Below are 13463 nucleotides of genomic sequence, written 5' to 3' on the forward strand. Positions count from 1 at the left end.
TAGCAGCTTAGATAAAACTGGAGTGGGTATTTCCCCCTCTATCGTATAGCAGGTGATTAAAGAAACCCTCAATGAGTGCAGGGGAAAAAGCGTTTTTCGGGGATTAATAGGATCAACGAAAAGCACTTTGCGTCCATCAGATAAACGGTGACCTTTTTCATAGACGTCACTTTCCAATTGTCCCATTAACTCCGCCCAGAGCGTGTGTAAAAAACCTGTGGTCACAGGCATTGCTCGATCACTGCGAGTAGGTGCAGCCGCATGTCGAAAGAGGAAACATATATCGCCAATCTCATTACGTTGAGTCTTCGTTTTTGTGCTGCCAAAGTGCTTGAAATCTAATTCATAGATCGATGTTGGCTTGGAGATAGGATTGTATTTTTCCTGCCAGTTCCTTAGCTTCTCTAGCCAGTACAATACGAGTTCATGCTGCCATGGAATAATGTACCCGCGTGTTAACTCGTCTTTGTTCCTGTCCGCTGTTTTGTTAGTATTGATGTAAAGTCCAGTCATCAAGTCACCAATATCTGGTGTTGTAATACGGCGAAATACTCCCTTTTGCCAAGGTCTTTTCTCGTTACCTTCGACAAAGCTGTTAACTGTGTTTTTAACCCATCTACTTTGGTGATACCGCCATGTATCTGCTTCACCCGAATCAAGCATTCTGACCTGGAATGTACGTAAAGGTAATTGAAGCTTGATATAAAGTGCCATAGCCCGCACTGGTGACCAGATGACAAAAACACTATCTCCTGCTTTATAGGACTTAAGCACGCCGTTGATTCTAATGTAGCGTCCACTTTCTAATTTTATTTCCCGCCAAACACAGTCAGGGTCCGCTTTGTTAATAAAGTCTTCATCAACCACAATCCAATCTCTTGAATGACGGCCATTCTCCATAAATACATCACACCGCTTAATGGCCCATTGCCAGTCAGAGAAATGACCTCGATCAACCGGACATAGCGTGTTTCGAAGCTGTTTGATGTAAGTATAAGGGAGTGCGTTATAGACCGTTTCTTGCTCTTTAATAGGGTTAATACCCTTCTCAAAGGGATTTCGAAACATAGCGACCATATTGCCGTTATCGTCAGGTTGGGAGTAGTAAGTTCCAATCACCCAGTCAATGAAATTACATACTTCATTATTTTGTCGGACACGATATGCCTCAGATAAGTTAAGTGTACTGAGGAATTGCTCATAATCCTGTTTCTCAGTTTCAAATAGCTCTACAGGGTCAGTAATAAAGTGGCTGACCAAATATTTATCCAGAAATCGGTTTAAGGCATTACGTTTGTGATCGATCCCATAGTCTGTTTGCTTCAACCATGTTGCAGCAAGTTCGCGCCATGTGTCCCAGCCGGAACCATTCTTCTTTGTAAACCAAAGAAACTCATAATCTGTCGATTTCATAATGATGGCTTCCTGAACCTTGGAGAACGTCCAGAAAACAAACCGTCAGGGTCAATATCTTCAAACCCTCGCTCCATGATGGCACTCCAGCTTAGCTCGACATCTTCACGAAATGCGGTGTGATGGTTTCCTTCAAGATTTTTGGTTGCACGCTCACAAGCTAATGAGACTTCACGAACACTTGGTTGGGTATACACGGTTTGAGACAGAAGAGATGAATGGTGAAGAGCCTTTTTAATAAATCTGGGGTCAATGCCAGCGTTTGCCATACGTCTCCCATAAGCGTGTCGGTGGCCATGAGGTGATCTACCTTCAGACTTTGATACTACGTGGTTGACTCTCGCTAAAGCAGATTTATAGCTCTGGTTGAAAGCATTCAGAGTTAATGGCTTACCTAAAGATTCCTTAGAAAATGACACAAATGCATAAGGATGGTTTCGTTCCAGAGGTAATAGATACAATAGATATTGCCTCCATAGGTATGCAAAAATCTCTCCGTAATAAGATGGAAACCAGTGCAATTGAATATAGTTATCATCGTGATCGACAACCCGTGTTTTCCAACCTACCCGCGATGTACCTGTTAGCCTGTTTCTTGGGATCAAATGATATTTTTCAGCAAGATAAGCTGCGCGTGTACTCTGTTTTTTTCTGCCAATCCACTTATTGGGTGCTTTACCATCTTCAGGATGGTATAGCCGAACAATGACGCTTTCACTGTTCATTGGGTCTTCAAACACATCATCGACCCATAGATGCAGAGTATCGCTTTCACGAGTGCCTGCTCCATGCATTAACAGCAGAATTAGTTGTTCTCTTATTGCAATACGACGGTCTTTCGCACGACCAATCCCATCAATGAAAAATGTCTTAAATAACTGTTCTGGAAAAGAAATAGCATCGCTATCAACTTTTATGACATCCTTTTTCCCTCGGACTTTCCGAGCCTTTCGCATTAAGTCTGACAGACCTTGAGGTTTGATATGACCAAGAAAGTTGTACTGGTTTTTCTTATGCCAAGAAGCATAGTTAAGGCGCTCTTGATGAGAGGATACTTCTTCAAATGGGTTTAAAGTTTCTGTTTTGTTATGTCTTACTAACCAGTCTGTTAAACCGTTTAATGAGGAAAGGATCTGATTTACGTTTGATGCTTTTCGTGGCAACCAAAACAGACCGGAAGGATCATAACCAAACTCATCAATGGTGCCATTAGACAAACGCTGTACAAAATATTGGAAAAGTAGGCTGGGTTCAGAAAACAAACCCCGATTAGCTTCCATGTACTCAAGTAACAACTGACATGAAAAGACTACCCGATTCATCCAGGGAAGGCTACGGTTGTTGAATTGGCTAATAATGTAGTCAAGTAAAGGCTCAAAGACACCATGCTCAGTGAGCAATACTGGCACATTCAACAATGCCCCAGTATTATCAACTCTGATTTTTGCCTGAGTCTTAAGCAACGTGATCATCTTGCACCATGCCTAACCAGTGGTAATTAGTAGATATAGTGCAAATTCTGCTATTGATCTAGTTTGTAAGATTATTGAAGTAATGACTAATTAGGGCAGTAATGTTTAGTATTGGTATAGCTTTTAGAGCTATAGATATAACTTATGCTTAAAACGACAAACACAAAAACCACCTAAAAAGGTGGTTTTAATGTTTTGTGGTGCACCCGCCGCGATTCGAACGCGGGACCTCTGCCTCCGGAGGGCAGCGCTCTATCCAGCTGAGCTACGGGTGCGCAACGGCGGCCATTTTATGGGGCTTTGTGATTATTGTCCAGCCAGCATTTGGCCTAATTCTGTTGCTGGGGTTTAACGGCACAAAAATTGACCAATAGTATAAGTTGCGGCGAAAAAACGCTGGTTGTTTGTGTGTGCATTTCGTAGATTAATGAACGAACTATAAGGGTTGTACCGGAGAAATTGATGACTCCCGCTGTTTTGCTGCTGAAAAAACTCAAAGTGCCGCATCAGGTGCTGGAGTATCAGCACGACCCTCACGCTGAATCTTATGGTCTGGAAGCTGCGACTAAATTGGGTTTGGCTCCGGCTCACGTCTTTAAAACCTTAGTGGCGGCTTTGGATGGCAAAGAACTTGTTACCGCCATAGTGCCAGTTGATCAACTGCTGAATATGAAACAGCTGGCCAAAGCTGCGGGTGCCAAAAAGGCTGCTATGGCTGCAGCTGCTGATGTCGAGCGCAGTAGTGGTTATGTGTTGGGTGGTGTCAGTCCGCTTGGGCAAAAAAAGCTGTTACGCAGTTTCATTGATCAGTCGGCTGCGGCTTTTGAAACTATTTATGTCAGTGCTGGTAAAAGAGGGCTGGAGATAGGGCTGAAGCCTGCGGATCTGCAGGCTTGCCTGAAAGCTAAGCTGGTGAGCTTATGTCAACACGACGGTTAAGAGTTAAGCCTAAGTCTTAACCGAGCGTGGTATCTAACACCATCATCACTGCAAAGCCGACCATTAAGCCTAAAGTGGCTGCAGTTTGATGACCGTTGCGGTGAGTCTCAGGGATCACTTCGTGAGACACCACAAAAATCATAGCGCCTGCGGCCAAGCCTAAACCCATAGGGTAAGCTATGGCAAAGCCGCTGGATAAACCTACGCCTATTAAAGCCCCTATAGGCTCTAAAATACCGCTTGCTGCTGCAACAAAAACGGCAAAACCTGGTTTAAAACCTGCAGCTCGCAAGGATAAAGCCACAGCTAAACCTTCTGGAATATCCTGCAGCGCTATGGCTGTGGCCAGCGGTAAGCCAACCGACATATCACCATTGGCGAAGCTTACGCCTACCGCCATACCTTCGGGTAAGTTATGTAGGGCTATGGCAAATACGAATAACCAGATACGGTCACAGGCTTGGAAACCCGGACCACAAGGGCCGGTTTTGTCGTGTTCGTGTGGGGTGAAAGCGTCAAGGCCCAGCATCAGCAATACGCCTAACGACATGCCAAAAACTACCACCAAAGCGCCTAAAGTGTCGCTTTGAAATAACTCGGTGCCTGCTTCAATACCGGGTAATAACAAGGAAAAAGCACTGGCAGCCAGCATCATGCCGGCTGCTATGCCTAATAAACTGTCTTCCATGGCCTGAGGCAAACTGCGTAAAAACAAAGCGGGTAAAGCACCTAAAGTGGTGGCAACAAAACCTGCAGTGCCGCCCAGTAGGGCCATTTGTAAATTGTCGGATGAGGGGGAGTTGGACAAGTGCACTATGCTCTGCGCCAGCAGCACCAATACGGCGAATAAACCTAAAGCTAAACCCACAGCGGCCAACTTGTGTTCGCTGGCATGTTGTTTGAGTTCACTTAGCCAGTCTGAACTTATGGATAAGGTTTTTTCGTTCATGCTCTGCCCTTTAGTGAATTAGTGTCTTAGTTAATCAAGTTCGGTTTTAAACTGCAATAAGACTTTGTTCAGAGTATGGTTTCGGACTTAAGTTGCTGCTGTGCTTAAAGAAAAATAAAAAAGGCCAGCGATTTGCTGGCCTTTTTCTCCCCGTCGACGTCTATCGTCCCCTGTTGTTTTTATTCGTTTTGCCCCTGATTTTTATCAGGTTTGGCAAATTTGCATACCCGTAAGGCAAGCTGCCCAGAGTTTAAAAATCAACTGTGTTAGTTATAACTAATTTAAGCGGTAATCGCCACCATCTTTTGCACGAAAACATGGACTATTTTGTGTACTGGCTACACAAGGCTGAGCCTGAGCATTACCGCGGATCATGCTGAACCAGCCAGCCTGCTCACCTGTCAGCTGCAACTGAATATCTTCAATACCAGCTTTATCCAGGGAACCATGAGCTCCTTTATGGCAAAACAATAATTCGACATGGCGTTCGCCATCTTTTAACAGCAAGGACTGAGGCTGCTCTGGATGACCACCAAAAGCGACAAACTGCGCTGGTGTTTTTAAACCGCTGTTGCTGCCGTCGGCAAAAAACGCCAATACATGCTGGTAATACACCACATAACTGCAAACGTCTTTGTGAGAGCCGCGGTCTAGTGGAAAAACTTTATCAAGGAAGGCTTTGGAGTAATCCATGATCTGACGGACATGACTCTGGTTCAGCCCGGCGATGTAGCTGATCTCTTCCCGGATATCATGGTCCTGGTGTGAGTTTTGGGTTGCTGTCATGTTCATGATTTCTGTCCTGTTGTTTGTTGCTTTTAATAAGTTCTTAAGGCTGTAGGGCCAGTAAAGCAGCATTGATGTTGCTTGATATTTAGTCTATGTTAGTTTTCTGAATAATTTCACAATAAAAACTTCACAGTGTGAATTTTACAAAATGACAGCTAATAAAAGTTTACTCAGAAAGTCGCATTTCCTTGGTACTAAGATCAGAAACTTGCGGAAACGGAATAATTTAACAATGGAAGACTTGTCGACCCGTTGCATCAGAGTGAACTCTGAGTACGCGCCGTCTGTGTCTTATTTGTCGATGATTGAGCGCGGAAAACGGGTTCCAAGCTTGGATATGTTGCAGGTGATTGCCGAAGTGTTTCAAAAAGAAGTCGAATGGTTTCTGGATGGCGAAGAGCAGCAACTGGATATCACACCACAAAAAGGTAGCAGGGGCGGCGTATCTGGTATGGCGCTGGAGCCTGGCTTTTTGTTTTCCAATGACATTCTGCAAATTGCTATTCCGGAGATGTTGTCCCAAACCGGCATCAGTGGTCGCCAGTTTGCCCAGCTGCTTATTCGCGCGCATCAGGAGCATCATCAAAACCATTTCCCTGAGCTGGAAAGGGCTGCTGAAGAAGTAGGGCTGAAACGAATGCCTTTGTCGGTAGAAGATTTAATGCAGATAGTGCAGCAACTTGGTTTGAAGGTGTGCTGGTTTGAGCAAACGCCAAAAGAAGTACTGGATGAGCTGGGTGTCTTGTCGAAAAACGTACCCACTTCGTATTTCTTACCGCCCGCAACTTTGCATTTAAATAAGTTGCTGCAGCAGTGGCCTACCCGGCTGAAGTACGAGCTGGCCGTGCATATTGGTCATGCGGTGTTGCATAACAAAGATGGTGTGAAAAGCGGCATGATGGTAGGTGGTGCTTTTGAATCCGTGCCAACGGACGATAGCGCCGTAGCACCACAGGATATTTTGCATGCCTGGCGTGACTTTGAATCAAGCTTTTTTGCTGGTGCTTTGTTGTGTCCTAAAATGCCGTTTCGCCAGTTGCTGGATAAACAAGGCTATGAAATCAGTTCACATCATTTAGCTGGTGTGTCTGCCTCTGTTGCTATGCGTCGTATGACGGCGGTGTCACCTTATAGTCATTGGCATTATTTTGATGCTTATACACCGGGTAAATTGAAGGCAGTGTACCGTGGTAATGGAATTCCGCTGCCTTGGGGCAATATGCGGCAGGTGGAAGATCCTTGTCAGCACTGGGCAGTATTTCGCATGTTTGAGGCGGCTGAGTCGGCGCATTCAGCACAGTTGTCTATTTTGGACGTACAGGGTCAACCGAGGATTTATTGTTGCGAATCAACCAAAGTGTCGGATTTAGCGGGCAATGCCCATGTACTTTGTGCCGGTATAGATTTAAATCCGGCTATTGAAGCTCAGGGTATGGATGTGGACACTATGGCGCAGGAGTTAAAACAATTGTGCCGCAGTCAGGGAGGATCTGCTGTGGTGCCTAAAGCTATTCGGTCTACTTTAACTACAGTGTCGAATATTTTGAATATTAACTGGGTGGCCCGCAGTTTAGATAAACCAGCCCAGCTGATTTGCTCACGCGGCAATCACTGCCCACGCGAACCTGGCTGTTATCAGCACTGCTCTGCGAAATAAAACCTAGAAAAAAGTAAGTGAGCAGAAAAAAGGGGCCAAACTGGCCCCTTGATAAGTTTATAAACCTTTCTTCAACTGCCAGCTTAATTGCTGCTCAGCGAAAAACGGCACTATAGGGCTGCCATCAGGTAAGGTGATTTCCGCTGGCACTGTCCAGTCTTGTTTCACTAAGGTGATGGTACCGCTGTTGCGTGGCAGGTTGTAAAAGTCCGGGCCATAGTGGCTGGCGAAACCTTCTAACTTGTCTAGGCAACCTAAGTCTTCAAATACCTGAGCGTACAGCTCAATGGCACTCCAGGCGCTATAACAACCGGCACAACCACAAGCAGCTTCTTTACGGTGTTTGGCGTGTGGGGCTGAATCTGTGCCTAAGAAAAATTTGCTGTTGCCACTGGCAACCACAGCACGTAAAGCTTCCTGATGCGTGCGGCGTTTGAGTACCGGCAGGCAGTAGTTATGCGGCCGTACACCACCCACTAACATATCGTTGCGGTTTAGTAATAAATGCTGAGGCGTAATGGTGGCTGCAACACGATCTGGCGCTGCTTTAACAAACTCAACCGCATCGGCTGTGGTGATATGTTCAAACACCACTTTTAAGCCAGGAATGGTGTTTATCAGCTGAGTTAAATGCTGATCGATAAAGACTTTTTCACGGTCAAAAATATCGATATGGCTATCTGTCACTTCACCGTGCACCAATAACAGCATTTGTTGTTCTGCCATCACTTCCAGCACAGGATAAAGTTTGCTTAAACTGCTGACACCAGAATGAGAATTGGTTGTCGCGCCTGCCGGATACAATTTAGCAGCCACTACACCTGCAGCTTTGGCGGCTTTGATGTCTTCAGCTGACGTTTGGTCTGTTAAATACAACACCATCAGCGGCTCAAAACTGCTGCCTGCAGGGCGGGCGGCCAGAATACGTTCTTTGTAGGCTAAGGCTTCAGAGGCATTGGTTACTGGAGGCACAAGGTTTGGCATCACTATAGCGCGTTTGAAACAACGGGCAGTGGCTGCCACTGTCTCTTTAAGCATATCGCCATCGCGAAAATGTAGGTGCCAGTCGTCCGGGGTTTGCAGAATTAATTCAGTCACAGCGCTCTCCTCTACTGATGCAGTGTCATGCCGTCAGGGCGTGGCAGTTTAACACGGCTCTGCGGGATACTCAGCACAGCAGGCTAAACTTTTATTCTGTTGTTCTCTGTGATTGAGGCATAGAGTAATAGTTGCTGTATGGGTTATAGTCACTGACGATAACAGAAGATGTTCAACAGGTTACGAACCATGGAACAGAGCAATGCATTAAAACAACAATCTCACTGGCTGCTGCCATGGCAATGGGTAGTGCCGCTTTTTTGTTTGTTTTGTGCCGCAATTATTACCGAGTATCAGGCCCGGCAACTGGTGGAACAGCGGCAAAATCAGGCGCTGCAGCAATTAGTTGGCTTATCAGGTCAGCTCCGTTCTTTTGTCGAATCTGAATTAAATACCTCGCTGTATATGAGCCTTGGTTTGGCCTCTCATATCCGGGCCAGTGACGGCAAGCTGGCCGAGAAAGAAATGTTATTTTTGCTGCAAAGTTTGCTGGAGCAGGGCAAGCACATCCGCAACATAGGTTTGGCTCCTGGTAATGTGTTAACCCTGATTTATCCGGTGCAGGGCAATGAAAGAGCTTTGGGCCTGAACTACCAGAATTTAACGCAACAATGGCCTGACATTAAACAACTAATAGACGCCAAAGAACCCAGATTAGTTGGTCCTGTAGCTCTTGTTCAGGGCGGGGATGGTTATGTGTACCGACTGCCGTTATTTCTGAACGATGGAAGTTACTGGGGCATTATCAGTACAGTATTGGATTTATCTGCTTTTAATCAGATGCTGCTACAGCAAGCCAACAGTTATCAGGTTCAGGTGGGGATCCGGGAAAAAAGCGCTGGCTCTGGTCAGGCGTTATTTGGTTATTCGGATTTATTCAGTGAAGAAGCGCTGATCCTGGATTTAAATATCAAAGGCGCACAATGGCAAATTGCGGTGCGCTTTATGGATGAAGCTACAGGTTGGGGCTTGTGGCAATGGCGTTTATCAGGGGCATCGCTGTCCATCGTGTTTTGTCTGATGCTGGCCTGGTTACTGCACTCTTACCGGCGCAGTGCTTTATTCGCCGATGCCTTACAAGACAATGAAATGTACTCTCGCCGAATTATGAACAGTGTATTGGATGTCATAGTGACCACTGATCTGGATGGCACTATAGATAGGGTCAACAGCGCTGTCAGCACTGTGTTTGGTTATTTACCTCAGCAACTAACCGGGCAACCTTTTAGTATGCTGTTAGCGCCCGGACAAGCCGGGGTATTGGCAACTCTCAGTCCGGGCGAAGGTGCTGCAGTGGAATTGCAGGGGCTACGTTACAGCGGTGAGATTTTCGCTATGGACTTATCACGTAACAGCACCGAACATCAGGGAAAATCACGTTATGTCTGGCTTATTCGTGATATTTCGGAGCGAAAAAAAGTAGAACAGTTAAAAAACGATTTTGTCTCTACCGTCAGCCACGAATTGCGCACCCCCTTGACCGCCATCAGTGGGGCTTTAGGTTTGGCTGTAGGTGGCGCTTTAGGGGCGCTGAATGACAAGCAGCTGCATATGCTGACTCTGGCACAGCAAAACAGTCAACGATTAGGCAAACTTATCAACGATTTGCTGGATATCGAAAAACTTGCCGTCAACAAAATGCAGTTTAAGTTAAGGCTCTGGCCTTTGGCTGCATTACTCAGGCAAGCTATAGAGTTGAACCAGCCAGTCGCCTTTCAGCGCCAGGTCGAACTGAAGTTGTTGTCTGCTGAGCAAGATGATTTATGGGTGGAAGTGGACGAAGTCAGAGTGCAGCAAGTCATGGCCAATTTACTGGCTAATGCGATTCGGCATTCACCTGCAGGCGCTTCGGTGCAGGTGACTATGGAGTTGTCTGCCAAAACAGTCAGAGTCTCTGTCATTGATCAGGGGCCTGGTGTTTCTGAAAGCTTTGAACCCAGATTATTTGAGAAGTTTTCTCAGGCCGATTCATCGGATCGCAGGCAAGTGGCAGGTACCGGACTTGGCCTGGCTATTTGCAAAGATCTGATTAAAGCCATGCGGGGGGATATTGGTTACCAGCGTGCTAATTCCGGTGGCGCTTGTTTTTATTTTACCTTACCGCTGGCCACAGAATTGTCTCTGGAATAACAGTTGTACTTCTGATTTTTCTCTATGTGATGGCTTATAAAAAAGCATGTATGACGGTTGTCAAACATGCTTTTTTAAACTGGGGGAGCGAACAGGGTTTTAAAAATGATACTTAAAGCCTAAAGCGGCAGAGCTATCATTTTCCGATTCAAAATCAAGGGCTGATATCATGGTGTAAACCGTCAGCTCCTTGCTCCATGCGAAGTCTAAACCAGCGCTGACCAAAGTGCCTGTCTCGGGATGACGTAGTTTGCTGTCATCACGTTGCCACTGCAGTTTATAAGTCATAGCCTCAAGCTGGTAAGCCAGTTGCGCCATAATCGCATCTCCTTCAACATTGCGGGTGACGTGTTCAGTGCGCTGTAATAATAAACCTGCGGACAATTTACCATTATTCAATTCGGCAATTTTGCCATTGATCAGAACTCGCTGTGCATCCAGATTGTTGAGTTCATGTGTCTGGCTATAGGCAATGTAATAAGGATAGTTTTTGAAGCTGGCATCACCATAACTCAGGGTCCAGTCATAACCACCAGCTATTTCATCACTGACTCCTGTCTGGTAAGTGGCAGACCACTGAAAGCCATTGATCACCGGACTCTGATAACCAATGATGTTTTCCAGCCGGTCCTGACCCGCAGTTAATTGCCCTATGTCATTTAAGGTTTCATTAAATAAATCAATTTTGCCTTCGGACTTTTTAAAGCGGGTATCATTTTTACCAAAAACCAGCTCCCCCAGTTACCTGCGACGCCGATATAAGTATTACGACTACCGAGTCTGTGATCTTTGTTGGCGTCATCCAGGCCATTGACCTGCCATTCGTACACCATAATCAGTTTCAGGTTGTCGGTTAGATCATGGCTGGCTTTAAATCCAAGCCGGGTAAAGGGAGCTTCAAGTTGTAGGCCTTGATCTGAGTAGCGATACAAGCCTTCATCAACATATAAAGCCTGGAGATCAAGCTTGCCATAAACATCCCATTCAAAAGCCTGGGTATTGTGACTGAGCAGCAATAAACAACTAATAGCACTGTAATGTTTTATGTTCACAATTCGTCTCCAAAATCACTTTGTTTTTATAGGTTAGGCAGGTCTGATGCGGCCTGAATCAAAAAATGTATAAGTTACCCTGTTACCTGTAAAAGTGAATAGCTTTATAGGGTTCTAGCGGATAAAACGAACTACGTCAAAGTTTTGCAGTTTTTTTCAATAAAATAGATAAATAGCGGATACGAATTTATATTGTCCAACTTTATGTTCTATATTTCCAATACTTTACCATTCTTTGTGCCTGCCCAGCGTCAGGCTATACAGCTCAATGATAGTTATTCAGTGCAAAAATCTTTTTGTGTTTAACGGTTTTACTCACAGTTATGGGATCCAAAATTTTCAAAAATATATCTTTAAAAAACATTATCTTATCTATTCTTCTTCTGTTCACTGTAGGTCTGGTTGTCTTGAGTTTTTACTCATGGAATAGTGCGAAAGCCAGTGAAAAAGGTATGGTTGATTTATATGAACTTTCAGCATTGCAGGTCAACCCTATCAGCGATGTGTATGGTTTGATTTTACGCAGCAGGTTAGCCTTGGCTGGTGGCTTTATTGAAAAAGAAGGTGGCCAAAACGACAAGGCTCAGGTTAGTGCGCAGCGCGCTGAAAAGTTTCTGAAAGAAGCGGTTGATAAGTTCAATACATTTGCAGAGTTAGGTTTAAAAGGCGAGAAAAAAGAGCTGGTCAGAGAAATGCAAAGCGCTTTTGCTATCTATTTCGCTAGTGTGGAAAAAACCGCAAAAGAACTGCAAACCGGTACCAGCGAAAGCTATGTGATAGCCAATCTGGAGGCCAGAGATGCCAATGTGAAAGCTCAGGAGCTGGTTGCTCAGTTTGTGGAAAGGGCAAACACGATGAACAGTAATCTGATGAATGTTGCATCACAGCGATACACTGCGACTGCTGTGCTTTGTGCAGTGTTTCTTGTGCTGTCACTGATTGCATTAGTGATGAGTTGGTATCTTGTTAAAACCATGTTGATACAACCGCTTGAACAGGCAGGTGTGCATTTCCAGCGTATGGCGCAGGGTGATTTAAGCAGCCAGATTGTCGTAGAAAGTACCAATGAAATAGGTGTGTTGTTTTCCGGCTTACAGTTTTTGCAGCAGAGTCAAAAAGACACCATCGGTCAGATCAACAACACTGCCACTCAGCTTGCATCAGCTGCTGAGGAACTAAGTATAGTCACGTCACAAAGCACCGAAGGGCTGGATTTACAAAGTGCCGAGTTGCAACAGGCAGCTACTGCAGTCAACGAAATGACAGTTGCGGTGGAAGATGTAGCACAAAATGCGTTGTCCACTTCTGATGCTTCCAGAGCTTCAAATGAACTGGCAAGTCGCAGCCTTGACGAAATGAAGCAAACCATAGCTCAGACTCGTAATATGGCAACAGAAATGAAAACCTCAGCTGTACTGGTGCAGGAACTGGCAGTGCAGGCTGGCAATATAGGCACAGTGCTGGATGTGATCCGGGCCGTTGCAGAGCAGACAAATTTACTGGCATTAAATGCTGCGATAGAAGCAGCCAGAGCAGGAGATGCAGGTCGCGGCTTTGCAGTAGTGGCTGATGAAGTAAGGGCTTTGGCACATCGTACTCAAAACTCAACTCAGGAAATTGAACAACTGATTAGTCAAATCCGTCAGGGCACTGCGAAGGCTGTGCACTCTATCGAAGCCAGCACAGGTTTGGCTGACAATACGGTCGAGATGGCCAATAAAGCGGGTTTAGCTTTTGAGCAGATTTGTAGTTCTATCAGCCATATCAACGAACGTAATATGTTGATTGCTACTGCATCAGAAGAGCAGGCACACGTGGCCCGTGATGTAGACCGCAGTCTGGTGGCTATTAAAGATTTGGCTGTGCAAACCTCTGCAGGCGCCAATCAGACCAATGCCGCCAGTCAGGAGTTGGCAGGTATGGCGTCACGTTTGATGGATCTGGTCAGACGCTTTAAAGTTTAA

General features: G+C 45.4%; 9 protein-coding genes, 1 tRNA gene and 1 pseudogene. 4 read left to right on the forward strand and 7 right to left on the reverse strand.

Features of this window, described 5'->3' with window-relative positions:
- The 3 genes from gmtZ to LSG37_RS04335 form a co-directional block, all read right to left on the reverse strand.
- The coding region (gene gmtZ / locus LSG37_RS04325; protein WP_233078709.1) for a gamma-mobile-trio integrase GmtZ at nt 1-1413 on the reverse strand (1413 nt) is incomplete at its 3' end.
- A complete protein-coding gene (gene gmtY / locus LSG37_RS04330) occupies nt 1410-2885 on the reverse strand; it encodes a gamma-mobile-trio recombinase GmtY (protein ID WP_233078710.1) in 1476 nt (491 codons plus the stop codon). The genes gmtY and gmtZ, both read right to left, overlap by 4 nt.
- 198 nt (nt 2886-3083) lie before the next feature.
- Nucleotides 3084-3160, reverse strand: a tRNA-Arg gene (locus tag LSG37_RS04335).
- Between the two features lie 187 nt (nt 3161-3347).
- Between LSG37_RS04335 and ybaK the strand changes: the two genes are divergently transcribed.
- A complete protein-coding gene (gene ybaK / locus LSG37_RS04340) occupies nt 3348-3824 on the forward strand; it encodes a Cys-tRNA(Pro) deacylase (RefSeq protein WP_233078711.1) in 477 nt (158 codons plus the stop codon).
- Nucleotides 3825-3840: 16 nt separating this feature from the next.
- Here ybaK and LSG37_RS04345 read toward each other — a convergent pair whose 3' ends face one another.
- Both LSG37_RS04345 and LSG37_RS04350 read right to left on the reverse strand, forming a co-directional pair.
- Nucleotides 3841-4773 (reverse strand): ZIP family metal transporter, encoded by a 933-nt coding sequence (locus tag LSG37_RS04345; RefSeq protein ID WP_233078712.1) that lies wholly within the window; start codon nt 4771-4773, stop codon nt 3841-3843.
- A 276-nt stretch (nt 4774-5049) separates the two neighbouring features.
- The gene (locus tag LSG37_RS04350; RefSeq protein ID WP_233078713.1) at nt 5050-5565 is read right to left on the reverse strand and encodes an aldolase/citrate lyase/malate synthase family protein; all 516 of its coding nucleotides are present in this window, start codon (nt 5563-5565) and stop codon (nt 5050-5052) included.
- Between the two features lie 145 nt (nt 5566-5710).
- On the opposite strand from LSG37_RS04350, the gene LSG37_RS04355 reads away from it, so the two are divergent.
- The gene (locus LSG37_RS04355; RefSeq protein WP_269836467.1) at nt 5711-7219 is read left to right on the forward strand and encodes a DUF3612 domain-containing protein; all 1509 of its coding nucleotides are present in this window, start codon (nt 5711-5713) and stop codon (nt 7217-7219) included.
- A 57-nt stretch (nt 7220-7276) separates the two neighbouring features.
- Here the strand turns inward: LSG37_RS04355 and pyrC are convergent, their stop codons facing one another.
- Nucleotides 7277-8317 (reverse strand): dihydroorotase, encoded by a 1041-nt coding sequence (pyrC, locus tag LSG37_RS04360; protein WP_233078715.1) that lies wholly within the window; start codon nt 8315-8317, stop codon nt 7277-7279.
- Between the two features lie 189 nt (nt 8318-8506).
- Between pyrC and LSG37_RS04365 the strand changes: the two genes are divergently transcribed.
- A complete protein-coding gene (locus LSG37_RS04365) occupies nt 8507-10447 on the forward strand; it encodes a sensor histidine kinase (RefSeq protein ID WP_233078716.1) in 1941 nt (646 codons plus the stop codon).
- Between the two features lie 99 nt (nt 10448-10546).
- Here the strand turns inward: LSG37_RS04365 and LSG37_RS04370 are convergent.
- Nucleotides 10547-11499: pseudogene (locus tag LSG37_RS04370) on the reverse strand (porin).
- Between the two features lie 323 nt (nt 11500-11822).
- On the opposite strand from LSG37_RS04370, the gene LSG37_RS04380 reads away from it, so the two are divergent.
- A complete protein-coding gene (locus tag LSG37_RS04380) occupies nt 11823-13463 on the forward strand; it encodes a methyl-accepting chemotaxis protein (RefSeq protein WP_233078718.1) in 1641 nt (546 codons plus the stop codon).

It is taken from the genome of Rheinheimera soli (assembly GCF_021290985.1).
GTDB classification, from domain to species: Bacteria; Pseudomonadota; Gammaproteobacteria; order Enterobacterales; family Alteromonadaceae; genus Pararheinheimera; species Pararheinheimera soli.